Annotated in this window: 26 protein-coding genes; 19 read left to right on the top strand and 7 right to left on the bottom strand. The window is 60.1% G+C overall.

Annotation, left to right across the window (positions count from 1 at the left end; translation table 11 throughout):
• The first annotated feature begins 426 nt into the window (after nucleotides 1-426).
• The 3 genes from GA0061103_RS02970 to GA0061103_RS02960 all read left to right on the top strand — a co-directional run bounded on the left by GA0061103_RS02970 (nucleotide 427) and on the right by GA0061103_RS02960 (nucleotide 3,975).
• Nucleotides 427-2,235 carry a diguanylate cyclase gene (locus GA0061103_RS02970; protein WP_092706931.1) on the top strand — a complete coding sequence of 603 codons (1,809 nt, stop codon included), beginning with the start codon at nucleotides 427-429 and terminating at the stop codon, nucleotides 2,233-2,235.
• Between the two features lie 106 nt (nucleotides 2,236-2,341).
• Complete coding sequence (locus tag GA0061103_RS02965) at nucleotides 2,342-3,415, top strand: serine hydrolase domain-containing protein (RefSeq protein WP_092706929.1); 1,074 nt, start codon at nucleotides 2,342-2,344, stop codon at nucleotides 3,413-3,415.
• Complete coding sequence (locus GA0061103_RS02960; protein WP_245304641.1) at nucleotides 3,346-3,975, top strand: GNAT family N-acetyltransferase; 630 nt, start codon at nucleotides 3,346-3,348, stop codon at nucleotides 3,973-3,975. The genes GA0061103_RS02965 and GA0061103_RS02960 overlap by 70 nt, the downstream gene beginning before the upstream one ends.
• A 3-nt stretch (nucleotides 3,976-3,978) precedes the next feature.
• Here the strand turns inward: GA0061103_RS02960 and GA0061103_RS02955 are convergent, their stop codons facing one another.
• Entirely contained in the window at nucleotides 3,979-4,800 is an 822-nt protein-coding gene (locus GA0061103_RS02955) for an AraC family transcriptional regulator (protein WP_092706925.1), read from the bottom strand.
• A 294-nt stretch (nucleotides 4,801-5,094) separates the two neighbouring features.
• Here GA0061103_RS02955 and leuA point away from each other — a divergent pair, with 294 nt between their 5' ends.
• Nucleotides 5,095-6,768, top strand: a complete 1,674-nt coding sequence (gene leuA, locus GA0061103_RS02950; protein ID WP_092706923.1) for a 2-isopropylmalate synthase — start codon at nucleotides 5,095-5,097, stop codon at nucleotides 6,766-6,768.
• A gap of 79 nt (nucleotides 6,769-6,847) precedes the next feature.
• Here the strand turns inward: leuA and GA0061103_RS02945 are convergent, their stop codons facing one another.
• The 4 genes from GA0061103_RS02945 to GA0061103_RS02930 all read right to left on the bottom strand — a co-directional run bounded on the left by GA0061103_RS02945 (nucleotide 6,848) and on the right by GA0061103_RS02930 (nucleotide 10,448).
• On the bottom strand, nucleotides 6,848-8,473 hold the full coding sequence (locus GA0061103_RS02945; protein ID WP_245304640.1) for a saccharopine dehydrogenase family protein: 1,626 nt from the start codon (nucleotides 8,471-8,473) through the stop codon (nucleotides 6,848-6,850).
• On the bottom strand, nucleotides 8,470-8,889 hold the full coding sequence (locus GA0061103_RS02940) for a thiol-disulfide oxidoreductase DCC family protein (protein ID WP_092706919.1): 420 nt from the start codon (nucleotides 8,887-8,889) through the stop codon (nucleotides 8,470-8,472). The genes GA0061103_RS02945 and GA0061103_RS02940 overlap by 4 nt, the downstream gene beginning before the upstream one ends.
• A gap of 228 nt (nucleotides 8,890-9,117) precedes the next feature.
• Complete coding sequence (locus GA0061103_RS02935; RefSeq protein WP_092706917.1) at nucleotides 9,118-9,372, bottom strand: GCG_CRPN prefix-to-repeats domain-containing protein; 255 nt, start codon at nucleotides 9,370-9,372, stop codon at nucleotides 9,118-9,120.
• A 173-nt stretch (nucleotides 9,373-9,545) separates the two neighbouring features.
• Nucleotides 9,546-10,448 carry a phosphatase PAP2 family protein gene (locus tag GA0061103_RS02930; protein ID WP_245304639.1) on the bottom strand — a complete coding sequence of 301 codons (903 nt, stop codon included), beginning with the start codon at nucleotides 10,446-10,448 and terminating at the stop codon, nucleotides 9,546-9,548.
• A 402-nt stretch (nucleotides 10,449-10,850) separates the two neighbouring features.
• Between GA0061103_RS02930 and GA0061103_RS02925 the strand changes: the two genes are divergently transcribed.
• From GA0061103_RS02925 to GA0061103_RS02900, 6 genes are all read left to right on the top strand, one after another.
• Nucleotides 10,851-11,801 (top strand): helix-turn-helix domain-containing protein, encoded by a 951-nt coding sequence (locus GA0061103_RS02925; protein WP_092706914.1) that lies wholly within the window; start codon nucleotides 10,851-10,853, stop codon nucleotides 11,799-11,801.
• A gap of 156 nt (nucleotides 11,802-11,957) precedes the next feature.
• Entirely contained in the window at nucleotides 11,958-13,466 is a 1,509-nt protein-coding gene (adh, locus tag GA0061103_RS02920; protein WP_092706912.1) for an aldehyde dehydrogenase, read from the top strand.
• An 80-nt stretch (nucleotides 13,467-13,546) separates the two neighbouring features.
• Nucleotides 13,547-13,939 carry a DUF779 domain-containing protein gene (locus tag GA0061103_RS02915; RefSeq protein WP_208603475.1) on the top strand — a complete coding sequence of 131 codons (393 nt, stop codon included), beginning with the start codon at nucleotides 13,547-13,549 and terminating at the stop codon, nucleotides 13,937-13,939.
• Nucleotides 13,940-14,033: 94 nt separating this feature from the next.
• Nucleotides 14,034-14,630: a DJ-1/PfpI family protein gene (locus tag GA0061103_RS02910; RefSeq protein WP_092706908.1), complete on the top strand. Its 597-nt coding sequence runs from the start codon at nucleotides 14,034-14,036 to the stop codon at nucleotides 14,628-14,630.
• A 20-nt stretch (nucleotides 14,631-14,650) separates the two neighbouring features.
• On the top strand, nucleotides 14,651-15,001 hold the full coding sequence (locus GA0061103_RS02905) for a ribbon-helix-helix domain-containing protein (RefSeq protein WP_004124790.1): 351 nt from the start codon (nucleotides 14,651-14,653) through the stop codon (nucleotides 14,999-15,001).
• Between the two features lie 253 nt (nucleotides 15,002-15,254).
• Nucleotides 15,255-15,836, top strand: coding sequence for a hypothetical protein (locus GA0061103_RS02900; RefSeq protein ID WP_092706906.1), 582 nt, complete (start codon nucleotides 15,255-15,257; stop codon nucleotides 15,834-15,836).
• Here GA0061103_RS02900 and GA0061103_RS02895 read toward each other — a convergent pair.
• Nucleotides 15,810-16,448: a TetR/AcrR family transcriptional regulator gene (locus GA0061103_RS02895; RefSeq protein WP_092706904.1), complete on the bottom strand. Its 639-nt coding sequence runs from the start codon at nucleotides 16,446-16,448 to the stop codon at nucleotides 15,810-15,812. The genes GA0061103_RS02900 and GA0061103_RS02895 overlap by 27 nt on opposite strands.
• Before the next feature lie 61 nt (nucleotides 16,449-16,509).
• On the opposite strand from GA0061103_RS02895, the gene GA0061103_RS02890 reads away from it, so the two are divergent.
• From GA0061103_RS02890 to GA0061103_RS02875, 4 genes are all read left to right on the top strand, one after another.
• Nucleotides 16,510-17,430 carry an alpha/beta hydrolase family protein gene (locus GA0061103_RS02890; RefSeq protein ID WP_092706902.1) on the top strand — a complete coding sequence of 307 codons (921 nt, stop codon included), beginning with the start codon at nucleotides 16,510-16,512 and terminating at the stop codon, nucleotides 17,428-17,430.
• A gap of 140 nt (nucleotides 17,431-17,570) precedes the next feature.
• Complete coding sequence (locus tag GA0061103_RS02885; RefSeq protein WP_092706900.1) at nucleotides 17,571-17,888, top strand: zinc ribbon domain-containing protein YjdM; 318 nt, start codon at nucleotides 17,571-17,573, stop codon at nucleotides 17,886-17,888.
• A 228-nt stretch (nucleotides 17,889-18,116) separates the two neighbouring features.
• Nucleotides 18,117-19,106 carry an aldo/keto reductase gene (locus GA0061103_RS02880; protein WP_092706898.1) on the top strand — a complete coding sequence of 330 codons (990 nt, stop codon included), beginning with the start codon at nucleotides 18,117-18,119 and terminating at the stop codon, nucleotides 19,104-19,106.
• 129 nt (nucleotides 19,107-19,235) lie between these two features.
• A complete protein-coding gene (locus tag GA0061103_RS02875; RefSeq protein ID WP_092708562.1) occupies nucleotides 19,236-20,462 on the top strand; it encodes a multidrug effflux MFS transporter in 1,227 nt (408 codons plus the stop codon).
• 44 nt (nucleotides 20,463-20,506) lie between these two features.
• On the opposite strand, the gene GA0061103_RS02870 is transcribed toward GA0061103_RS02875, so the two are convergent.
• On the bottom strand, nucleotides 20,507-21,205 hold the full coding sequence (locus tag GA0061103_RS02870) for a RibD family protein (RefSeq protein ID WP_092706896.1): 699 nt from the start codon (nucleotides 21,203-21,205) through the stop codon (nucleotides 20,507-20,509).
• Between the two features lie 191 nt (nucleotides 21,206-21,396).
• Here GA0061103_RS02870 and GA0061103_RS02865 point away from each other — a divergent pair, with 191 nt between their 5' ends.
• From GA0061103_RS02865 to GA0061103_RS02845, 5 genes are all read left to right on the top strand, one after another.
• Nucleotides 21,397-22,290, top strand: a complete 894-nt coding sequence (locus tag GA0061103_RS02865; protein ID WP_092706894.1) for a LysR family transcriptional regulator — start codon at nucleotides 21,397-21,399, stop codon at nucleotides 22,288-22,290.
• A gap of 245 nt (nucleotides 22,291-22,535) precedes the next feature.
• Nucleotides 22,536-23,543 (top strand): aldo/keto reductase, encoded by a 1,008-nt coding sequence (locus tag GA0061103_RS02860; RefSeq protein WP_092706892.1) that lies wholly within the window; start codon nucleotides 22,536-22,538, stop codon nucleotides 23,541-23,543.
• Nucleotides 23,544-23,708: 165 nt separating this feature from the next.
• Nucleotides 23,709-23,888, top strand: a complete 180-nt coding sequence (locus GA0061103_RS02855) for a CsbD family protein (RefSeq protein WP_092706890.1) — start codon at nucleotides 23,709-23,711, stop codon at nucleotides 23,886-23,888.
• A gap of 48 nt (nucleotides 23,889-23,936) precedes the next feature.
• The gene (locus GA0061103_RS02850; RefSeq protein WP_245304637.1) at nucleotides 23,937-24,281 is read left to right on the top strand and encodes a BON domain-containing protein; all 345 of its coding nucleotides are present in this window, start codon (nucleotides 23,937-23,939) and stop codon (nucleotides 24,279-24,281) included.
• Nucleotides 24,278-24,790 carry a DUF992 domain-containing protein gene (locus GA0061103_RS02845; RefSeq protein WP_092706888.1) on the top strand — a complete coding sequence of 171 codons (513 nt, stop codon included), beginning with the start codon at nucleotides 24,278-24,280 and terminating at the stop codon, nucleotides 24,788-24,790. Before GA0061103_RS02850 ends, GA0061103_RS02845 begins: the two co-directional genes overlap by 4 nt.
• The last annotated feature ends 220 nt before the right edge of the window (nucleotides 24,791-25,010 follow it).

Genomic DNA, 25,010 nt, shown 5'->3' with positions numbered 1-25,010 from the left:
GAGATCTGAACAACAATTGCCGGGCGCAAGGCTAATCTTGGCAGGATAAATTTTAGCGTTGCGTGAAAGATGTCTCAAAATGGGGCAGTCACTTGTGGAACTTAAGCATGTGTTTCCCAGCTTCCAGTCAGCCTATGGATTGCCGGTCTGAAAATCGATTTGTTGGCGCGGCTGTCGTACTCACCCCTGACGACAGCCGGGAATCTCGGAAGCGGCCGTTCGGTCGCAACCGGGGTTCTCGTCAGAAGATCGCGACGCCCACAGCTCTCCGCGCCGCGCGATGCAGACGGGGGTTCGTGCCTGTGCGCCTGGATTAAGCTTTCCACGCCGCATATTCTCGCTTGATCCCGTGGCTGGATGTCATAATTGAGGGCCCGGCAAGGCATGTACTTTAGGAGTGTCTGAAAAGGGCGCAGAGGACGGCAGATGAGAATTACCACAATTACGAATTGGGCCTACGGCATCACCGTGGTCCTGACCGTGCTGTCCGCTGTGGCGTTCATTCTCTCTGCCCGAAGCGCGACGCAGGAACGACAGGCCGTCGAACAGCATCTACTGTTGAACAGCATGGGCGAGGAGCTTGCACTCGGCGCCGAAGAGACGACCGACGAAGCTCGTCTCTATGTCATGCGCGGCGAGGAGAGGCATCTGGATGCCTTTACCGTCGACGAAGGTGAAGAGCGCCGCCGCGACACCGCTATCGACAACCTGCGCGGCCTTGGCCTTCCCGATGCCGAGCTTCAGGTCGTCGAAGAGGTGGCAGTCAATGCGCAGGCGCTCGATAAGGTGGAGGCGGCGGCGGTTGCCGCCTATACCGGCGGCAATCAGACCGGTGCGCGCGACACGTTGTTCGGCCCTGAACACGAGCGCGTCCAGGCGGCACTGCTCAACAGTGTCAATCAGTTTCGCGCCCTGGCGACGGCCCGCACCGAGGCGGCCTTCCGTTCCGCGCAGGCACGCAGCGATCTCTGGGCCGATATCGCGAAAGTGATGCTGGCGTTGACTGCGGTCATATTCCTCGGCGTGCTCTATTTCATACTGCGGCGCCGGGTGGCGCTGCCGCTAGTGCGCATGACAGGGATCGTCAACCGGCTGGCGAAACAGGACTATGCCGTCGAAGTGCCGACCGACCGCCGCCGTGACGAGATCGGCGAAATGAACGATGCCATACAGATCTTCCGCGAGAACGGTCTGGAGCGAAACCGTCTCGACGCCGAGCGCAAGCGCGATCTGGAGACCAAGGATCTCATCCTGCAGATGATGCATCGCCTCCAGGCCTGCTATGCCCAGAACGAGCTAGCCGAAGTCGTCGCGCTCTTCGTGCCGCAGATCTTTCCCGGCGTTGCGGGATGTCTCTACACGATGAATGAAAGCAGGACGACGCTGAGCGAAGTCAGCCGGTGGCTGGAGCCAGAACATACCGAGCCGTCCTTTGCCGCTTCCGCCTGCTGGGGCCTGCGCCGTGGCCGCCCGCATGTCAGCCATGTGGCGGATACCGATATTCCCTGTCAGCATCTGGATCACTCCGGCGTGCCGGGTCTTTGCGTCCCCCTGACCGCGCTCGGCGAAGCGATCGGCCTGCTTTATTTCGAGGACCGCACGAAGGATGCGACGGCCGCCGATGCGCCGCGGCTCTATCTGGAACTGATCGCCGAGAATATCGGCCTTGCCATCGCGAACCTGCAGCTGCGCGACCGGTTGATCAATCTCGCCGTGCGCGACGCGCTGACAGGCCTGCTCAACAGGCGCTCTCTGGACGAAGCGCTCAATAATCTTCACAGGGATCAATCCGCCCGCACGGTCATCTGCATGATGATCGACATCGATCACTTCAAGCGTTTCAACGACGAATTCGGCCATGATGCCGGCGACGAGGTGCTGCGACACGTCGGGCAGATCGTTGCCGACACGGTTGGCGAGGTCGGTACGGTCTACCGCTTCGGCGGGGAGGAGTTGACGGTCATCGCCACGGATATGACCGACAACGAAGGTTTTGCGCTTGCCGAGAGGCTACGCACGAGCGTGTTCGGCACGCCCTTTTCTTATCGGGCGCGGATTGTCGGCCCGCTTTCCGTCTCCGTCGGCATTGCCTCTTCCCCGGTTTCGGGGCCGACCACGACGCTGATCAACCGTGCCGACGGCGCTTTGCTGAAAGCAAAGCTGAATGGCCGCAACAGGACGGTGGCGGCGTTTGTCGTGGAGGCGGACGGTGAATTGCGGGTAGAACGGGGCTGATTTCGACGGACGACAGCAGCGGCGAAATGTGGTGCGATCGCCTTGCTGAATACATGCTTGGATTGTAGCCTGAACTGAAAGTCGCATAACGGAGGAAGGCGATTTCATGGCCCTGACGCAGAGCAATTCAACTTCGTCACCTGACTGCGAAACCTTGCAGGCCATGGGCTTTGATCCTGGGCTCCGTCGCAAGTTCGAAGCCGGTATCGAATCCGGCCTGCTGCGCGATCTGCATGTCGTGCTTGCCGCTCGTTCCGGGCGTGTATGTCTGGAATATTATGCCGTTGGTTCCGACGAAAATTGGGGAGATCCGCTCGGGGATGTCGCCTTCGACGCGGATACGCTGCACGATCTTCGTTCGGTCACCAAGAGCATTGCCGGCCTTCTTTATGGCATCGCGCTCGACAGGGGATTGGTGCCGCCACCGGATGCATCGCTCTACGAACAGTTCCCGGAATACGGCGATCTCGCCCGAGATCCTGCGCGCGCCAAGATCACTGTCGGCCATGCCCTGACGATGACGCTGGGGATGGAATGGGACGAGGATCGCCCCTATACCGACCCGCTGAACAGCGAAATTGCGATGGAGAACGCAGAGGACCGATATCGTTTTGTTCTGGAGCGTCCGATGATCGCCGAGCCGGGAACGCGCTGGATTTATTCCGGCGGCAGCGTTGCGCTTGTGGGGGCGATCATCGAGCGCGGCACGGGCAAGCGCTTGCCCGATTTCGCGCGAGAGGTTCTCTTCGAACCGCTGGGGATTGCAAAATTCCATTGGAACGCCGGGCGTGACGGCGTGGCGTCGCCAGCATCCGGGTTGCGCCTGACTGCCCCCGATTTGCTGACGATCGGCATGCTTTTCCTCCAGAAGGGCGTATGGAACGGCCAACGGATCGTCTCGGAAGAGTGGGTCGCGCAATCTCTCGCGCCGGCGATTTCGACCGGGGACGGTTTGAGCTATGGCAGACTGTGGTTCTCGGGCGATGCGCCGGTGCCGGCGTTTGATGGGCCGCGCCCATGGTATGCCGGCTTCGGCAATGGCGGGCAAAGGCTCTGGCTGATGCCCGATGCCGGCATTGCAGCCGTCATCTATTCCGGCAAGTACAATGCATGGGACGCCTGGATCACACCCACCCGCGTCTGGCGCGAGATCATTCTTGCCAATCTGCTGAAAGCGTAAAGATGGCTCTTTCACAAGTCGAGTTTCCCACACTTGTAACCGAGCGACTGCGGCTGCGCGAAGCGAGCATGGATGATCGCGACGATTTCCATGCACTGATTTCGATTGCAGAGGTCACACGGTTCTCGAATTGGGTTGATGCGCCGAAAATGGCGCAGATCGAGCGCTCTTTGCGATGGATGATCAAAATCTTCCCCAAGGGAGCGGGCTGTTCATGGATCATCGAGGATCGGGTTTCCGGCCGTTTGCTCGGGGCTATCCGTTTTAACAGTTTCGACAGGCGCGCCAGATGTGCCGAGCTGGGATATGAATTGCATCCCTCGGCCTGGGGCAAAGGGTTGATGAGCGAAGCGGCACGCGCTGTCGTCCGATGCGGCTTCGACGCTTTTTCGCTCAATCGCATCGAAGCCTGGACATTGCCGGGAAACACCGCATCCGACCGGGTTCTGGAAAAAACGGGCTTCCAATATGAGGGCACGTTGCGGCAGAAGGCGCGATTCAAAGAGGCCTTCCACGATTTCCGCATGTTCGGCTGCCTGGCTGGCGACCGGCAGAACTAGCCCCTAGTCGGTCCCCTGGCTGGTTTCGCCGGCCAGTGTTGCGGATTGAAAATAATCCCGGGGCGAGCGGCCAAGGGAACGCCGGAACATGGCCGAGAAGGCGCTAGGGCTCTCATAGCCGCAGTCCAGCGCCACATCGAGAATGGTCCGACCTTCCGCGAGCAACGCGAGAGCCTTCAACATGCGTGCCTGCTGCCGCCACCGGCCGAAGCTTAGTCCTGTTTCTCGCTGAAACAGCCGCATGAGCGTCGCCCGGCTCATATGCAGCCCATTTGCCGCCTCTTCAATCGAGATTGTGCTCGCAAGATCGCCGAGCAAGGTTTCGCAGAACGCCGCAAGTGCCGGATGTTTCGGTAGCGGTAGCTTGAGCGGTTGAGCCGGCAGGAAAGTGATTTCGAGAAGCAGCAGGCGAATGACTGCATCCGCGATTTCCTTGTGATCGGGTTTATCGACGAGGCCGGCAAGCCGCAGGATGAGCTCGCGCAGGAGCGGGGTGACTTCCACCACCATGCACTCTTTCGGCAGGGCATCCCTGCCGTCGGGATCGATCAGCAACGAGCGAAATTGAACGCTCGTATGGCTGGCCGTCACATGCTCGAGATGTGGTGGCAGCCAGACCGCGCGGCTCGGCGGTACGACCCAGGTGCCGCTATCCGTGGTCAAGGAGATCACGCCGCTGACGGCGTAGAGCAGTTGCGCCTGCTTATGGCTGTGGCGAGAACTGGTGAAGCGATGATCATCATATGCGATGACGGCGACGCCTTCAGCGACATCGGTGCCGTGCTGCAGATAGGCTTGATCCTTTTGCGACGATAATTGATCCATACGCGTGAGAATATCAAAGATATCGGCGGTAACCTAGAGTTCCTTTCCCCGCAGGATATCTCTTTTCGTGTCTGCCTCATCCCACAATCTGCATCGATCGGATCGGCCGCATCACGCTGTCGTCGTATCGCAGTACGCATGGATAGGCGTCACGGCCACATTTATCGGACGTAATTCCCTTCAGCTTTCCGTTGCATTGCGACTTAGCCGCGGTCGTCGGGCCTGACGGCATCCCGGCGACCGTAGGCTGCTGTCCGCTTTTTTCAAATCTACCGACACGCAACGGAACGGATCATGCTGAAGAATCCCGAAACCAAATATCGTCCCTTTATCTCGCCCATCGAATTGCCGGATCGGCAATGGCCGAACAAGCGTCTCGCCAAGGCCCCGCGCTGGCTCTCAACGGATTTGCGCGACGGAAACCAGGCGCTCGCCAATCCCATGGATGTCGAGCGCAAGCTGCGCTTCTACGACATGCTGCTCGCCTCCGGTTTCAAGGAGATCGAGGTCGCCTTTCCGTCCGCTTCGCAGATCGAGTTTGATTTCGTCCGTGCGCTGATCGAGGAGGATCGTATCCCCGAAGATGTAACGATCCAGGTGCTGACCCAGTCGCGCGCCGATCTCATTGCCCGTACCTTCGAATCCCTCAGGGGCGCTCGTAAGGCCATCGTCCATCTCTACAATGCGACCGCACCGCTCTTTCGCCGCGTCGTCTTCGGCATGGAACGGCACGAGATCGTCGACCTCGCCATCAGCGGTGTTACCACAATACTACGGGAAAGCCTGAGGCAGCCGGAGACTGACTGGACCTTCGAATATTCGCCGGAAACCTTCTGCTTCACCGAGCCGGATTTCGCGCTCGAAATCTGCGAGCGTGTGCTCGATGTCTGGCAGCCGACTGCGGAGCGTCCCGCCATCCTCAACCTGCCGGCAACGGTGGAAGTGGCGATGCCGAATGTCTATGCCGACCAGATCGAGTGGTTTTGCGGCCATATTTCGCGGCGCGACGCCGTCGTCATCAGCGTTCATCCGCACAATGACCGCGGCACGGCGGTGGCTTCGGCCGAACAGGCGCTGCTGGCCGGAGCCGATCGTGTCGAAGGCTGCCTCTTCGGCAATGGTGAGCGCACCGGCAATGTCGATCTGGTAACGCTGGCCTTGAACCTCTACACGCAGGGTATCGATCCCGGCCTGACCTTTCTGTCGATCCGGGACGTGGTGAAGACGGTGGAATATTGTAACGGCCTGCCCATCCATCCGCGCCATCCTTATGCGGGCGAACTCGTGCATACGGCCTTTTCGGGTTCGCATCAGGACGCGATTCGCAAGGGATTTGCCGCGCATGAGCGGCGCAATGACGGCGTATGGGAAATGCCCTACCTGCCGGTCGATCCCGCCGATATCGGCGAGAGCTACGAGGCGGTCATCCGTGTCAACAGCCAGTCTGGCAAGGGCGGGGTGGCCTGGGTGATCGAGCAGGACAGGGGCTTGAAGCTGCCGCGCGCCATGCAGGTCGATTTCAGCAGGCGGGTGCAGCTCCTCGCGGATGAGATCAAGCGCGAACTGGCGGCCGAAGACATCTGGAAGGCTTTCGTCCACGCCTATTATGTTGACGATTTCGAGCGCTTCGAACTTGTCGATTACGAAGGTGGTTTTCGCAGGGGAGCCAGTGCGGAGCGCATCTTCACCGGTCGGATTCGCCATGACAATCAGGATGTTGTCGTCAGCGGTCGCGGCAATGGGCTCGTTTCGGCGGTGCTTGCCGCGATTGCCGAGGCTTTCGGAGTGGAACTGAGCGTCATGGACTATCAGGAGCATGCACTGCGTCGTGGCAGCGATGCGAAAGCGGCCGCCTATCTGCAATGCGTCCAGCCGGATGGATCGCAGGTCTTCGGTGTCGGCATCGATGATGACGTGGCAACCGCAACCGTCAAGGCGGTCCTCAGCGCCGCAAGTGCGGCCGGCTGACGATTGTCCGTTCCGCTCGCGCTATCGGCTGCAAATCGGCCGATAGCTTGTCGGCTTGCGGCCAGGAGGCCGGATTGGATCATTCGATTGGCTGCAGCCAGCCCCGATAGTGAACGACGAGGCCGATGAACGGCAGGGCAATCGGTACGTCGAACTGGAAGCGATCGTCCTCCGCCCATTCAAGGGCGGTGCTTTGCGGCGCCAGAAAGAGCGGTAGCGGAACGCGCAGCAACGACCAGTGTCGCATCTCCATACTGAGCCCGTTGCCACGGATGGGAAGATCGAATGCGAAGCGGAAGGGGCCGAAGCGTTCGACGAGGCGGCCATTCTCTTCGCTCAAATGGCTGAGGAAGCGCTGGCCGGAAAAATCCCGCGTCCATTCTTCGATGCCGTTGTTTTCCTCAAAGGAGACATGCAGCGCGTGCTTCCCGGCTGCGGGAAAGCCGAATATTTTCGCGACGAGCCGGGCAAGGGGCGAGCGCCCGCAGGTGACGACTGCCTCGCCCCTGGCGCCGCCATCGCCGAAGACCGCGTGCATGGCGAGCACCGGCTCTGAAAGATGCTCGAAAGCAGGACCCATGACACGCTGATAGAGCGGCGTATACGGCGCTTCCGTCGTTTCCTCGGTGATTGCCAGATCGCGAAACAAGCTCCGGAAATCCTCAAGCGACAGGAGCCCGCCGGCGTGACGGGCGCCGGGCAAAAGACGGTCGTCGCGCAAGGCCCGCGCCAGCAACTGCGCTGGAAGCGTGGGAATTTCCACGCCGTCGCCATTTTCGGCAATCAGAGTCCAGCGGCGAGCCTTTATGGCGCCTTGCTCAATCCCCTTGATCTCGATCGTCACGGCCGAGCGCGTTGTGCCAAACCATGCCGTCAGGCGTTGCAGCAGCAGCAGAAAGCGGCTGATCCTCCTCGGTGATGCCAACCAGCCCCATACCACCGGCCAGGACAGCAGCCAGAGCGCCAGCGTCTGGAAGGCGAATTCCGGCCCGGCCCGGAACGTGACGCTCGGTCGCCCGGCGGTGCTATCGACCAGCAGGTCGTGATCCGGCACGTCGGCAAGCGCCACCAGCCGGCGCAGGGGGCGATGGCCGGCGACCGCATAGGTTTCGCGCTTCAGCATGTGCCACCCGGTTGCCTCCTGCCAGCGCCGGCCGCGCCAGAGCCGCACCGGCTTGCCGACGTAACTCAGGATTGCCGATGCGACCGAAGCGCCGGCGGTCGCCCGATTGGAGGCACTGATCGACATTTCTATCGAACGAACTTCCTCAATGTCTCTGGCAAGGTCCGCGACCACGGCACCGGAAAGCGCCGGCACGCTCGACGCACCCGAGATGACGGTGACGCCGGCAGTCTTTGCTTGTTCGTCAAGCGAACCGATCGCACCGACGAAATCGCGCGCATCGGCAAGATCGATGTAGTGGACGCCGGCCTTTATGCAGGCTCGCGGAACTCTGTCATCGCTTTGCTGGAAGGGGCCTGCCGCATCGATCAACAGAAAGGGCCTGTGCTCGCCGAGTATCGCAGAGATATCGCTATTCCGATCGGCTTGCAGCGCAATCGCATGTGGCAGTCGCGCGGCGAGTGCCTTTGCGGCTTCAAGATTGCGTCCGGCGACCAGAACCTCGAAACCGTCGCCGGCAAGGCGCCGTGACAGCCGCGCGCCGAACCCGCCATAGCCGCCGAGAACGAGAATTCTTTTCAAAGGATACGGCTCGCCTGCTCTGGTGTCGGCAGCCAGCATGTCTCCCGCTTGCCGAAGATGCGGTAGCGATTGCGGGCAAGCCAGTGATAGATCGGGTTGCGCAGCATGCGGGGCACGATGCGCAGCACGGAAATCGCCTTCCAGGGCCAGCCGAGACCGGCATAAATGGCGAGCACCGCGTCGCTGTCGCGTAGCACCGTTGCGCCGTCGACGATGATGAGGCTGTCCGGATCGGCGGGGTCCATGCCGCAGCGGCGATAGAGGGCGATGCCGGTTTCATTCTGCATGGAGGCAAGACGGAAACGGCCAAGACGATCGTGACGCAGCACGAACTGGGCATTGGCGGTACACAGGACGCACATCGCGTCGAAGACGATGATCGGCCCTTGATAGTCGCTGATAGTGCTTTTGCTCATGCTGGCGGCGTTGTTTTCCGTGAACCGGTCTGGCCACAGCTTTGACCAGTTGCATTGCCGCCGTCAATTGCACGTTTCTGTGGGCTGCCATGTCAAACTGACAAACGACCGTGAGCTTTGCATCGCAGGGTTAGGCCGTGGAGGGATCGAGAAAAGCAGGCCGATCGATCTGTCGATTGGCACGCGGCCCGATCTCCGCGATCGGGCCGCGCATCGCGGAAGAGCGGCTTAGCGATAACGCCAGCCACCATGCCACCACTCGCGATGCACCCAATAGCGATGCCCATCCCAGTAGCCACGGCCAGGATAGAAGATGCCATAGGCCGGAACCGCCGGCACGACGACCACAGGCCGTCCATCCGGGCGGCAATAGCCATATGGTCCGCGATGCCAGCCGATGCCGCATCCATCGCGGGCCTCGGCTGGCGAGATGGCCGCAAAGCAGGCGGTCGCGGCAAAAGCCAGCAAAATGATCTTTTTCATGATGTCCTCATTCGTCCTTGAAGAGCTTACGCTGTTATCCCTTCAGCGCTTAAACGGCGGCAGTCGGCAAATCCGTCGCTGTATAGCGATGATTTTGCATCCGGATGCGAAAGGCCGGTATCAGCGGCGCCGAAGCGGACAGGCGATGCAGAAGAGCTATACTCGCCGCGGGATCAGGATCGAATTTCAAGAGCTCGGGATGCGAGGCGAGCTTGCGTCGGGCACGATTTCGCCGCAGGCACCGTTTTCTTGCCGATGATCGGCATGCGCCGGATCAAAGCGCGCAGCACAGCCAGAATTGCCTTGTATTGTTCCCCCGGGCACAGGCGACCACTGGCATCATAGGCGAAGAGAAGACGCCGCCGCGCGAATGCGTGCGCCAGCCACAGGGCAAAAGCGACGCCGACCCCCCAGCCCATCAGCGTGTCGCTCGCCCAATGCGCGCCAACCCATTGCCGCGACAGGCAGATCAGCACGCCGATCGGCATGAAGACGGGGCGAAGGCGCGGAAAGACCAGCGCCAGCGACATTGCCATGGCGCCTGCCGTTGCCGAATGGCCTGACGGAAAGGAGGCGAAGTCGGCGTGGAAGGCAAAGGGCCGGAAAGAGAAGGCGCCGTTCGTATCCAGGAGTTCCGGCCTGGCGCGGCCGATGATGTTCTTGGCAAGCGAGTCGACAATGCCGCCGCCGGCGACAGCAAGGAAGACGAAGGCAGCCGCAGTGGCGATGAGATCCGCCCCTGTTCGTATGGATTTCCGCAGTTTGTGCGCGGGCGCGAGGATCGCAAATATCAGCAGTGCTCCGCTGAATGAGAGCACCAGAAGCCCGGTGCCGAGGCTGCTGATCCACTTCGCCGTCCCCCGCAATTGCGCGGGAAACGATTTCATCCAGATGCCCAAGGGATAATCGGCCGCCCACATGACGAGCAATGACAAGGCGAGGAAGATGGCGACGATAACGATCGGGCGCTCAAGAAATGCGCGATTCGCAGGAGGCTTGATGGTCGGGGTTTTGAAGAAGCAGTGAAGGCCGCCAACCATTCGTCTGCGACCGGTGTCGGCGGAACGCCCCAGCATTTCTTTTATGGCCTCTCGGCCTCGCTGCCATGCCTGCATAAAGCCGACTTTCCATCGCTGTCGAGACAGCCGCTCGTGGAGCTGGGCTCACCAATCGCCTTCCGCTCCGTTTCCCTTGGAAAAAGCTGCTACAGCAACACGCTGACAGCCGCCTGAAAGGTCGCGATTGGCGGGTCAGATCTCGGTTGTGTGGACGACAAACCAAAATGCACGGCATCTGCCAGGCCGCTTCGATTGTCGGACTGTGCAGTTGTGGGCTGAAGGGATGGTGGCGCCGAAAAAGACCGTATCGTCAACGAGATAGCCGCTGCTTCCCGCGATCTCGGCCGGAAGTCGCTGGTAGGATTGCGTCAATGGCCTTTTTTAGCGACAATTGGGATAGCGTTCGGTGGGAGGAGCCAAATGCACGACTATTCCGCGCATGCGGATCAGGTTTATGCGTCGGCGCAATCGACGGCGGCGAGTTCTTCGGTCGTTGCTTCGTGGCGGCGGTGCATGGTCATGCATCGTCTGGTGCCGGAAGAGAAGCGCTTGCCGATGCGCTTGACCAGCCACGAATTTCAAACGGCGCTGGAGAGATCGGAACGGCTAGTTGCCGAAGCCGCCAATGAATTGGATCGCCTGTTTCTCGCGGTTGGCAAGGCCGGCTGCTGCCTGCTTCTGACCGATCGCAACGGTATCGCGCTGGAGCGCCGTGGCGCTGCCGGCGACGACAAGGAGTTTCACAATCTCGGCCTATGGACAGGCTCCGTCTGGACCGAGGCGAGTATCGGCACCAACGGCATCGGCACGGCGCTTGCCGACGAGCGGGCCGTGGCGATCTTTCGCGATCAGCACTTCTTCTGCTCCAACATCAATCTCAGCTGCACCACGGCACCCATTCGTGATCATCGCGGCCAGCTTGCCGGCGCGCTCGACATTTCCACCTGCCGCTACGACGTGAATGATGCGACATTGGCGATCCTGTCGCAGACAGTGCGGGACGCAGCAGTGCGCATCGAGCTCAATCTTTTCCGCAGCGCCTTTGCCGGCGCCCGCTTCGTCATGGTGCCGACGGATACGGCATCCACCTCGGCGCTATTGGCCGTCGACCGCAACGACCTCGTGCTTGGTGCAACCCGGGCTGCGCGTCTCGCGCTGAGGCTCGACGATCATCGTATAGCGGCGGGAATTCCCGCGTCCGATGTTCTGCGCGAGCAGGGGGCTGCACAAGAGGATCTGATGGAGGTGGAGCGAGCTGCGTTGCTGCGGGCTCTTTCCCGCGCCAGCGGCAATGTCTCGCAGGCGGCAGCCGCACTCGGCATGAGCCGTTCGACGCTGCATCGGAAGATGAAGCGGCTCAATCTGCATTGAAGCGCCGATAGAGGCATATTCGCCCGTCCAGCTGTCGCAGAGTTGCGACACTGTGCGCTGCAGCATGGCATGGCGGCCCTACCGCCCAAGGGCCGATGCACTCAGACTTCTCCCATTGGGTTCGTTGATCGAACCTGCCGACCAAGGGAGGATGGCATGCTGCATCAGAAGATCGTGGAATCTCCGTTCAAGCTGAAATATGGCAACTATATCGGCGGCGAGTGGCGCGAGCCGATCGGCGGCAAGTATTTCGATAACCTTACGCCGATTACCGGGGGCAAGATTTGCGAAATTCCCCGCTCCGACGAGAAGGACATCAACGCTGCCCTCGATGCCGCCCATGCGGCCAAGGACAAATGGGGCCGGACATCGGTTGCCGAGCGCTCCAACATCCTGATGAAGATCGCCCAGCGCATGGAAGACAAGCTGGAAGTGCTGGCCCAGGCGGAAAGCTGGGACAACGGCAAGCCGATCCGCGAGACCATGGCAGCCGATATTCCGCTCGCCATCGATCACTTCCGTTACTTCGCCTCCTGCATCCGTGCCCAGGAAGGCTCGATCGGCGAGATCGACCACGACACAGTCGCCTACCATTTCCATGAGCCGCTCGGCGTCGTCGGCCAGATCATCCCCTGGAACTTCCCCATCCTGATGGCAGCCTGGAAGCTTGCGCCTGCGCTTGCCGCCGGCAATTGCGTCGTCATCAAGCCGGCCGAGCAGACCCCGGCCTCGCTTCTGGTCTGGGCCGAGCTCATCGGCGATCTGCTGCCGCCGGGCGTGCTCAACATCGTCAACGGTTTTGGCCTCGAGGCCGGCAAGCCGCTGGCAACGAGCCCGCGCATCGCCAAGATCGCCTTCACCGGCGAGACGACGACCGGCCGGCTGATCATGCAATATGCCAGCCAGAACCTGATCCCCGTCACGCTGGAACTCGGCGGCAAGTCGCCGAACATCTTCTTTGCCGATGTTGCGGCCGAAGATGACGACTTCTTCGACAAGGCGTTGGAAGGCTTTGCGATGTTCGCGCTCAACCAAGGTGAGGTCTGCACATGCCCCAGCCGCGCGCTGATCCAGGAGTCGGTCTACGACCGCTTCATGGAGCGTGCCGTCAAGCGCGTGGAAGCGATCAAGCAGGGCAATCCGCTCGATTCCGCAACCATGATCGGTGCCCAGGCATCGAGCGAGCAGATGGAGAAGATCCTCTCCTATCTCGACATCGGCAAGCAGGAGGGAGCCGAGGTGTTGACGGGCGGTGCGCGCGCCGATCTCGGCGGCGAGCTGTCGAGCGGCTATTATATCAAGCCGACCATCTTCAAGGGCCACAACAAGATGCGTGTGTTCCAGGAGGAGATCTTTGGCCCGGTCGTATCGGTCACGACCTTCAAGGACGAGAAGGAAGCGCTCGAAATCGCCAACGACACGCTCTACGGCCTCGGCGCCGGCGTGTGGACCCGGGATGGCAATCGCGCCTATCGCTTCGGCCGTGAAATCCAGGCCGGCCGCGTCTGGACGAATTGCTATCACGCCTATCCGGCCCATGCGGCCTTCGGCGGCTACAAGCAATCGGGCATCGGGCGCGAGACGCACAAGATGATGCTCGATCACTATCAGCAGACCAAGAACATGCTGGTCAGCTACAGCCCGAAGGCTCTCGGTTTCTTCTGAGTTCTCCCAACGAAGCCAACAAGGCTCCCGGCTGCGGCCGGGGGCCTGCAAGCATTTGTATCGCATGATGGAGGATGGTCATGGACGATAACGGATCGGAACCGCGCGTGCTTGCGACCGACAAGGCGCTCGAGCTTATCCGCGAGATACAGCAAGACCATCCCGATATCCTGTTTCATCAGTCGGGCGGCTGCTGCGACGGTTCTTCGCCGATGTGCTATCCGGCAAATGAGTTCATGATCGGCGACAATGACGTCAAGCTCGGCGAGATCGGCGGCGTGCCCGTTTATATCAGTGGCAGTCAGTTCGAAGCGTGGAAACACACGCAACTGATCATCGATGTCGTGCCCGGTCGCGGCGGCATGTTCTCCCTCGACAACGGGCGGGAGAAGAGGTTCCTGACTCGCTCGCGCCTCTTCGGCGGCGGCGAGGCTTGCGCTGTTCCGGATATTGGTCGCTCGCCGGCGCAGTGAAGAAACGTCAAAAACGGCGTGTAGTATTCGCCTAATACCCGCCATCTCAAGCGCTTTGCTAGAGTGCCAGGGTTGGTTTTGAGGGAGGAAGACGATGCCAGCAGCAAAGATCCTGATGATTACAGGTGATTTCACCGAAGACTACGAGACCATGGTACCGTTTCAGACACTGCTTGCCTGCGGCTATACGGTCCATGCCGTTTGTCCCGGCAAGAATGCCGGTGAGATGGTGGCAACGGCCATCCACGATTTCGAAGGCGATCAGACCTATTCCGAGAAGCGCGGCCATAATTTTGCGTTGAACGCGACATTCGCCAGCATCCGCGCCGAAGATTATGACGCGCTCGTCATTCCGGGCGGCCGCGCGCCGGAATATCTGCGCCTGAACACCGACGTCATCAAGGCCGTTCAGCACTTCTTCGAGGTGGGGAAGCCGGTTGCCGCCATTTGCCACGGTGCCCAGTTGCTGGCCGCGGCCGGTGTCCTCAAGGGACGCACCTGCTCGGCCTATCCCGCCTGCCGTCCCGAAGTGGAGCTTGCCGGCGGCATCTATGCCGACATCGCTATCAATGATGCGGTCGCCGACGGCAATCTCGTCACCGCACCGGCATGGCCGGCACATCCGTCATGGCTGCGTCAATTCATGGCCGTGCTGGATGCCAACGCATTGTCGACAGCAAACGCCGCCTGAAACTTTGAGGGGAGATGCGCATGTGCGAATTGTTCATCAAGGCCGATGCCAGGCTCTGGGAAAGCACGACGCGCTCCCTGCGCATCGATGGCATGGTGACCAGCGTGAGATTGGAAAATTTCTTCTGGTCGAAGCTGGAGGAAATCGCGCGGCGTGACGGCATGAACGTGGTGCAGCTGATTACCAAACTGCACCATGAATCCATCGATGCTGGCCACGATCTCGGCAATTTTACCTCGTTCCTGCGCGTCTGCTGTGCTCGCTATCTCGACCTGCAGCTTGCCGGCGACATTTCCAGCGATCTCTCCCAGCCGATTGCCGGCGTCGATGCGCCCGCCATCCTTGGGCGAGAGCGCCTGAAGTATCATTGAACGCACCGGAGGGACGTGCCTGTGTCGAGGGGCGGCCGCGACGCGTAAGGCCGGCTTAGGCATCGATCCGATGCGGAGCTGGCTTTGCCGCGGAATGCAACTTTTGGAAGGTTGCTCATCTGATCCTTATATCCTGGGTTATTCAAGCCTTAACCAATCTGCGGTAGTGTCCGATGCATCGACTATCGCATGAGGCATAGGGCTTTGCGTCAGCCTTCCATGAAGGAGAGGTTCAGGCGCGCGAGGATTTGCGATGACGCCAATTTCCAATATGCCTTCGACGGCCCTGACAATTCTCCAGCAATTGAATAAAAGTGCGACACTATCCCAGCGCCCGCAGCCCGGCGCCGACACACTTATCGCAGTGGCAACCGGTCAGCCCGACAAAATAGCCGCGTCGAAGCAGCCGACACCGGCGCAATCGAAGATTTCGGAAGCGATGTTCAGCATGAGCGGGGACAGCATTACGAAACAGAAGCTCGACCTTATTGAACGCACGGGTAAGGCTTTGGGCATTGAACGGAGCAATTACCTTTCCATGGATGACTTTGTTGCAGCCATGAAGAAAGCCTACGGCGAAATAAAAGTTCAACCTGGCGGGATGGGTGTTATCCATGGATTGGAAAAGGAGCTTGGCCTCGACAAGCTTGGCCTGTCGCTTGAAGATGTTATCAATAGCGCAACGGACGGTGGTGACAACGACAAGGTGACGCGCGCGCTCGAAAAGCGATCGCATAAGGATGAGGACAAGAAGGACGACGATAAACAGACAAGCCAGGAGGTCGTGGTCGATCAAGCTGCCGCTAGCCTATACGGTCTCTTGTCTTTCAGCTGATTTGGCGTGATCAGAGTGCTGCGCGGCATTTGCACTGCTGATGCTGCCCCTGATAAGATCAGATACCGCATCTGCCGCCGTTTCCATGTAGCTCGGATCGCGATGGAGTAGGACGACCGAGAAAGAGCCGTCAAGGAGCAGCATGATCTGGCGCGCGAGCGGCAAGGCATTGTTGCCCGCACCCGCCTCCGTTAGGGCCGATCCTAGCCACTCCTCAACACGCTTCTTGTGAGCACGGGCCGCAACCAGGGCCGGATGGCCAGGGAGGTTGATGAGTTCCACCGAAGTCCGCAAAAAACCACAGCCCTTCCATTTGGCACTGCGCGCCGATTGCGCCAGCTGGCGGAAAATGCCTGCGACTTTCTCCGGGACATCGCCTTCGGTTTCTTCGAACCAGCGTTTGAAGAAGGAGAGGTTCGGCTCATCGCGCGCTTGCAGGTGGGCGGCGATCAGGTCGTCCTTGCTGCGGAAGTGATAGTAGAGTGTGCGCTTGGTGACGCCGGCCTTTTTAGCGATGGCGTCCACACTGATCGCGCGGATGCCGTCTTGATGGAAGAGTTTTGCGGCGGCCTGAAGAATGCGCTCGCGTGTCGGCAGGGACCTGTCTCTCATGTCTCAAAGTATACCGGGTAGTGAATATACACAACGCCGCGATCGTCCCATCTTACCGCCCATGAACCAGCAATCGCGTCCATCTTCGAACGAAAACAGCCTTTCGATTTCCATTCCCTGTCGGGATGGCGTCGTTCTCGGCGGCAATCTTTGGCTGACGGAGACGAAGAGGCCGGAAGGTAGCGTCATCATCAATCCGGCAACCGGTGTCCTCGCGCGCTATTATCACCGCTATGCGCAATTCCTGGCGCGGCATGGGTTCGATGTCCTGACCTTCGATTATCGCGGCATCGGCCAGTCGCGTCCGCAACGGCTGCGTGGATCTCACTACCGCTGGCAGGATTGGGGCGAGCAGGATTTCGATGCCGCGCTTCGGCTGATGGCCGACCATCGTCGCAACGGTCCCCTTTTGGTGGTGGGTCATAGCGTCGGCGGATTCCTGCCGGGATTGGCTGAGAATGCTCCGGAGATCGACAGGATGCTGACAGTCGGAGCTCAATATGCCTGGTGGGGCGATTACATGCCGAGTAGGCGGGCCGCTCTGTTCCTCAAATGGCATGTCGCTATGCCTGCAATGACTGCGCTCTGCGGTTATTTCCCGGGCCGGCGGCTAGGCTGGCTGGAGGACCTGCCGAAGGGCGTGGCAAATGAGTGGAGCTTTCGTGGCCCCAGGTTCGAGCGCAGCCATCCTGCGGGCGAGAGGAGGGAGGTGCTGCGGCGAATGAGCGCCGTCAAAGCATCGATCCTGGCCGTTGCCGTTTCGGACGATGAACTTGGCACCGTACCGGCAATTCGCCGCACGCTGAATTACTATAACGGCGCGCAACGCCAGTCGGTGCTGCTCCGCCCGGCTGATTTCGGTCGGGACGCGATCGGCCATTTCGGCCTGTTTCACGATAGCCATGCCGCCGGTTTCTGGGTCGATACGCTGTCGTGGCTTCGGGAGGGCCGCAATCCCTGGCCGGCATCAGAGCTGAAATAGGAAAGCCGAGTGTCCGCATCGGCTGTTCGCTCCGCGCTTGTTGCATAGGATGATTGTCTCGGGTAGACGCCATTTACAGATCATGAATGAGATGAAGGTCAGGCGTTTGGCGACCTTGGAATGCTCGGAAAACCTGTAGAATGGAGTTTGGTATGACCAGCCAGAATGACGAATATATCTATGACGAAGTGACCGGCGAGTGGCGGCCTGCTGCGGAGATGGCAGCGGCTGCGACCGCTACCGAGTTTGTCGTTCACGATGCAAGCGGCAACGTCCTCGCCGATGGCGACTCCGTCACCCTCATCAAGGATTTGAAAGTGAAGGGCGCCAATCAGACCTTGAAGCAAGGTACCGTCATCAAGTCGATTCGACTGACCGACAATCCTGAAGAGGTCGATTGCCGTTACGACGGGATCAAGGGATTGGTTCTCCGCACCGAATTCATACGCAAGCGCTAGAAGAATTCGGCCCGTTATCGCGAGACGGATCAATTTTCGATGGACGGCCGTGTTCCGGGCGGAAATCCAGGACGTGCCTTTGAAGGCCTTTACTGGCGCCAGACCAATGGCATATTGATGAACGTCGAATATAGCTTCATGCTGATTATGCCGCCTAATCACTAGGTGCGGCCTCCCATATCTTATGCGCATCGAACCCGAAAAGCTTGCGATGGCAGGAGAGATGCGATGAAGAAGCGTGTACTTGGAAAAAGCGGTCTTGAAGTTTCGGCCCTGGGCTTCGGCTGCATGGGCTTGAACTTCAGCTACGGTCATGCGCTGAGCAACGATGACAGTATCAAGCTCATACGTGATGCGGTCGAGCGCGGTGTGACCTTCTTTGACACCGCCGAAATCTATGGCCCTTTCACCAATGAGGAGATCGTCGGCGAGGCGCTGAAACCCGTCCGCGATCAGGTCGTCATCGCCACGAAATTCGGCTTCAGGATCGAGAACGGCAAGTCGAACGGCTTCGACAGCCGTCCGGAAAATATTCGTGCCGTTGCCGATGCTTCGCTGAAGCGGTTGGGAATCGAGGTCATCGATCTCTTCTACCAGCACCGTGTCGATCCGGAGGTACCGATCGAGGATGTGGCCGGCGCGGTGAAGGACCTGATCGCGGCGGGCAAAGTGCGGCATTTTGGTTTGTCCGAACCCGGTGCGCAGACGGTGCGCCGCGCCCATGCGGTACAGCCGGTAACGGCATTGCAGAATGAGTATTCCCTTTGGACGCGCGGCCCGGAAACCAACGGCATCCTGAAGGCTTGCGAGGAATTGGGCATCGGCCTCGTCGCCTACAGCCCACTCGGCAAGGGCTTCCTGACCGGCGCTATGAGCAAGGATACGCAGATCGGTGAGAATGATTTCCGCCGCATCCTGCCGCGCTTCACGCCTGAGGCGATGGAAAAGAACCAGGCGCTCATCGACCTTCTGAAGCAGATAGCCGGCCGAAAGCACGCAACGACCGCTCAGATTGCACTTGCATGGCTTCTGGCGCAAAAGCCCTGGATCGTTCCGATCCCGGGCACGACCAAGCTGCACCGCCTGGAAGAAAATCTTGCGGCTGCGGATGTGGAGCTGAGCGCTGCCGAACTTGCCGAAATCCAGCGCGCTGCCGCGGAGATTGCAATCGAAGGCGAACGCTATCCGGAGCAATTGATGAAGACCACTGGCCGTTGACCTGATGGGAGTTTTCGAGGCCGCCTTCCGGCGGCCTCTTTCAAGATGAAATCGAACCTGGCGCAGGTCGTCGCGGGCGCATACCGTGCCGCCGCAAACGGTCTTGCGCCCGCCAGTGCGGAAATAGCGATGTCGACTTTGGAAGAACCGGCAGATGTGGCCGGGAAGAAGGCTGTGCGCCATGGGTGGCGCGTTCTGGCGATACTGAGTGCATTGATGGGCTTCGCATCGATCTCAACAGACCTTTATCTCCCGGCAATGCCCGAGATGGGGCGGGATCTCGGTGCCGATGCCGGGTCGATCGAGCTGACGGTCTCGGGCTTCCTCATCGGTTTCAGCCTCGGCCAATTGCTCTGGGGGCCGATCGGCGATCGCTACGGGCGAAGATTGCCGATCGCCGTCGGTCTCCTCTTCTTCATCCTCGGCTCCGCCGGATGCGCCATGACGACGAGCGCGGAGGCCATGGTCGCGTGGCGCGTCGTGCAGGCCGTGGGTGCCTGTGCCGGCGTGGTCCTTTCCCGCGCCATGGTTCGCGACCTCTATGCCGGCGACCGGGCGGCACAGATGCTTTCCACCCTGATTACCGTCATGGCGATTGCGCCGCTGCTTGGCCCGATCGTCGGCGGCCAGATTCTCGCCTATACAGGCTGGAGGGCGATTTTCTGGACATTGGTCGGCGTCGGAATTTTGACGCTTGCGGCGCTCTTCACCCTGCCGGAAACGCTTGATATCGAGCGGCGCAATCGGCAACCTCTGATCCACGCGCTGGCGGGTTATGGCAGTCTTCTCGCGGACCGGCGACTGCTTGCCTATGCTGGCGCTGGCGGCTTCTTCTATGCTGGCATTTATGCCTACATCGCCGGCACGCCCTTCGCCTATATCTCCTACCATCATGTCCTGCCCGGGCTGTATGGCGTGCTCTTTGCGGCGGGCATTTTGGGTATTATGGCGACCAACGTCCTGAATTCCCGTCTCGTGATGCAAGCTGGAAGCGCGCGGCTGCTGAAATGGGGTGCTCTGGGTGCCGCGCTGTCTGGAACGATCTCCGCAGCGGCAGCCTTGACCGGTTTCGGCGGACTGTGGGGTCTTGCCGTTCCCCTGTTTGTCTTCGTTTCATGGTCCGGATTGATCGTTGCAAACTCCATAGCGGGAGCGCTCGCTGATTTCCCGGAACGCGCGGGCGCAGTCTCGGCTCTTGTCGGTGCCTTGCACTATGGCAGCGGCATTTTAGGCTCCGCCTTGGTCGGCATACTCGCGAATGGCACTCCCTGGCCGATGGGGCTCGTGATCGGACTTGCCGGCATCGGTAGTTTTGCTTGCGCTCGCCTTTTGTCGCCTGTTCGTCATGTCGGTTAAGCGATCGCAAGCTTGCCGGGCAGGCATGTGAAGGCGACGAGACGTCAGCTGGATGTAACCGCGTAACGTAGATAAATTGCCCCATACGCCAGCGGCTCGCAGCTCTTGAGCGAGAGCCGGACCTTACCGGCCAAGCCTTCCCCGCCATATTCGACGATGCTCTGGCTTGCCGCGCGTCCATCGAGAACAGGCGCGATGATCAGGCTGATTTCATCGACGAGACCGGCGGCAAGGAAAGAGCCGTTGATCCCCGCGCCGCCTTCCAGCAGCAGGCGCTTGATGCCGAGTTCGCGCTCCAGCGTGTCCAGCATGGCGGAAAGGTCAGGCTCGGCTTGTGCGGAGACGATGTAGGAAACACCGTCGTGTGCGAGTTCTGCAAGGTGGCTGTCCGGCACCTCGCTGCCGAGAAGGACGACGATGTGATCGCCATCGATCTCGTTCCGGGCGAAATGCAGCTTGCCGGAGACATCTATGGCAACAGCGAAATTGGCCGCTTTCCGATTGGCGAAATGGAAGGGACGCGTCATCTTGCCGTGCTCATGCGGCGGATGGGGGTTGCCCTTGCTCATTTCGGCCATCGTGACGCGACCGACCATCCAGGCATCGCCTTCGAGCTTCTCGTGGCAGGATTGGTAGAGCGCCGTCCAGTCGCCGAGCTTGCCGTCAGGGCTATGTGTCCAGCGGCTGGGATGCAGCCCGCCGTCGAGTGACGAGACCATGTGGCAGATGACATAGGGCTTCATGATTGTGCCTTTCCCAGATAATCCGCATTGCTCACCTTCTCCTGGCTGGCAACCGCTGCGCTGGATGTCCATATCCTGCACCTCCTGAGGGAGCTTGCTGTTTTCACGCCGTTTTTCAAGGCACCTTAGACTTGCCGGTCAACTGGGACCATACAATATAAATGGCATATAATTATATCCGGGGCTCATGAATGCAGCGGGAAGAACTGGTCGATCTCAATGCCTTTGCTGTTGTGGCCGAGGAGAGGAGTTTTACACGTGCCGCCGCGAAACTCGGCACGTCGCAATCATCCCTCAGCCATACGATCCGGCGTCTGGAGGCACGGCTGGGCGTGCGCCTGCTGACACGCACCACGCGTAATGTCGCTCTGACGGACGCGGGCGAGCGCTTGCTTGCCACTCTTGGCCCGGCACTCGAAAGCATTGATAGCGAGCTTGCTTCGCTGCGTGAGCTGCGCGAAAGGCCGGCCGGCACCATCCGCATCACCACCTCCGAGCATGCCGCCACCACTATTCTCTGGCCGGCCCTTGAAAGGCTCCTGCCGCAATATCCGGACATCCACATCGAACTCAGCATCGATTCCAGCCTGCGCGATATCGTCGCCGATCGCTTCGACGCGGGCGTCCGGCTCGGCGAGGCGCTCGCCAAGGACATGATCGCCGTCAAGATCAGTCCCGATGTGCGCATGGTCATCGTCGGTTCCCCGGCATATCTCGCCAAGAATCCGCCACCGAAAGCGCCGAACGAACTTGCCGAGCATAGTTGCATCAATCTGCGTTTGCCGAGCTCCGGCGGCCTCTATGGCTGGGAGTTGGAAAAGGATGGACGGGAGCTTCGCGTCCGGGTGGAAGGGCAGCTCGTCTTCAATAATGTCGGCATGATTGTCAGGGCCGTGAAGGCGGGACTGGGTCTTGGCTTCGTCATGGAAGATCATGTTGCGACCGATGTGGCGGAAGGGCGGCTCGTGCGCGTGCTGGAAGACTGGTGTGCGCCGTTTTCCGGCTATCATCTGTATTATCCAAGCCGACGGCAGCCATCGGCGGCTTTTTCTCTGTTGGTCGAGGCGCTGCGTTATCGCGGTTGACTGTTCCTGTGAAGGCTGACCCAAGCCGAGCGCGATCACAAACGATGCACCATCCGGCCGGTCGGCATGCGGCAGAATAGAATTACTCTTCCATCGGCGGGTAGAGATAAAATTGATCGATGCGCAGACGATTATCCGGATTTCCGAATTGTAAAATTGCAAATTGCTGCTTAATTCCTTTGCTTGATGCTCTTACATAGCGTGTAAAGTTATGTGACGGCTGCAGGCCGGCTGGGGGACAATGCATGCATCTCGATGACTATGCCGCACTCGGCCGCTCGGAGTTGCGCGTCAGTCCGCTTGCGCTCGGAACCATGACTTTCGATGAGGGTTTCAACCGGCGTTCGCGTGAAAATCAGCCCGAAGCGGTCTTGGCGCGATATCTTGAGCTCGGTGGCAATTATCTCGACACAGGCAACGGAGCCATGAAAGCGGGCGGCCAGACGGTTGTCGGCGGCTATGTCGCACAAAACTCGATCCAGCGCGACCGTCTTGTCATCGCCGCCAAATTCAATGTCGAGCGGCATGGCGAAAGGCCTGGCCGCAAAGCCGTGATCGCCGGCTTCGAGGAGACCCTTCGTCGGCTGCGTACCGATTATCTCGACCTCTATTGGCTGAACAATTGGGATATACAGGCGCCTTTGGAAGAAATGCTGGAGGCGCTCCACGATCTCGTTCAGTCGGGAAAGCTGCGTTATTTCGGTATTTCGGATACGCCGGCCTGGAAGGTGGCGCATGCCCATCTCCTGTCACAGTCCAACGGCTGGGCTCCGTTCATCGGTTTGCAGATCGAATATTCGCTTGCCGCACGGCTATTTGAAATCGAGCTCATTCCCCTGGCACGCGGACTGGGGCTTGGCGTCGTCTCGCACTCGCCATTGAGTGGCGGTCTCATCAGCGGCCAATATACGCGTTCCAATAATGCGGGCGCAAGAACAGGACATGCAGCGCAATTGGCGCAAAGGCCCGACGAACAGGATCTTGAAATTGTCGATGCCCTGTTCCGCGTCGCCGATGAACTCGGTACGACAACCGCACGCGTCGCCCTTGCCTGGGCAATGGCGCGCCTTGGCGTATCCTCGACGATTATCGGCGTCCATACGCTGGAACAGCTCAATGACGATATCGGCGCGCTCGAGGTCCGGCTTTCGCCCGAGCAGACAGCGACGCTGGATGCGCTTACGATCCCCAATCCCGTCATTGCCCTGCCGCTGCCGTTGCAGAATGCAGCACCTCTTTGCTGCGTAGATTGAACCGCAAACCGTAGCTTGTGCGAGCGGTTGCCGACGCCGGCATCTCTGCCGACGACCGCAATGGCTTCCCTTATCGATTGGCTGGCCTATCTAACCTATTTCATTGTTCATGGTCTCGGCGGAACGCCGATACCTCCTCTTTTGAAAAGCTCAAGGAGATCAGAAATGGACAAGAACCGTGTCAGAGGTGCAGTCAAGGAGGCGAGCGGCTCCATCAAGGAGGCCGCAGGAAAGCTGACGGGAAACAATCGACTTAAGATGAAGGGTGCTGCCGAGAAGGTCGAAGGCAAGATCCTGGCGAAAGTCGGCAAGGCCAAAGACGCCATCAGACACGCGCTTCGCTGACACCAGGCGCGTGTGAAACTTTGCCACCGCGATTTATCGAGGCTTCCAATGCTTTTCCTTGCCAGGTCCCCATCGCTGACGACACCGTTGGATCGTTACGCGACCTGTGCGGCGATCCGCTGTCTGATCGCTTATGCCGAGGGACTTGAGGATTGTCATATCGATGTTGCCGCCATTGAAGGCGCAATCGTTCTCTCCGGCATGGCATCGAACGACGAGGCGCGGCAGCGGGCCATTGCAATAGCTGCCGAATATGCCGGGACCCGCATCGTCAGCAGCATCGCCCTCCGGGCTGATCGCGGCCCTTCCAGCCATCCGCAGATCGAGCTGTCGAATTCCCCTGCGCCGTCCGGGCAGACCGCGGCGCCTAAAACGCCGAAGGAGACGTCATGAAAAAAGTCATTATAGCGGCCGCGGCCATTGCTTTTGCCTTTGGTTCTACGGCTTCCGCTGCCAGCACCCATTCCAAAAGGCAGTCGACACAAGTGGTGTCCGAACCGAAGCAAAGGCTTGGAACGCTGTCCTGCGAGGTCGCCGGCGGCGTCGGCATGATCATCGGGTCGAACAAGGCGATCAGCTGTACATTCAAGCAGAGGGCCGGCAGAGTTGAGCGCTATACGGGCACAATCGGCAAGCTTGGCATCGATATCGGGGTCACCCGCAAGACCTATATGAGCTGGGTCGTCGTCAACACCGCGCCAACGCGTGTCGGTGACGGTGCTCTGGCCGGCACCTATGTCGGTGCTTCGGCGGGCGCTTCCGTTGGCCTCGGCCTCGGTGCGAATGCTCTGGTGGGCGGCAATTCCAAGAATTTTGCCCTGCAGCCGTTGAGCGCGGAAGCGGGAACCGGCCTGAACGTCGCAGCCGGCGTCTCGCGCCTGCAATTGCAGTCTGCGCGCTAGGTCCGGAGTGCGTTTAGAAACCACGTCATGCCCGGACGCGACCTGAGAGTAGGGCCGCGTCCGGGTGTGTTATTCAGTCACTTCAAGCGATATCGAAGCGGTCGGCGTTCATGACCTTGGTCCAAGCCGCGACGAAGTCCTGCACGAACTTCTTCTCGGCATCGGCCTGACCGTAGACTTCGGCGATCGCGCGCAGCTGCGAGTTGGAGCCGAAGACGAG

Source organism: Martinezella multihospitum (assembly GCF_900094585.1).
GTDB classification, from domain to species: Bacteria; Pseudomonadota; Alphaproteobacteria; order Rhizobiales; family Rhizobiaceae; genus Rhizobium; species Rhizobium multihospitium.
The sequence above is the reverse complement of the archived record's forward strand: the minus strand, read 5'-3'. Positions and strand labels throughout refer to the sequence as shown.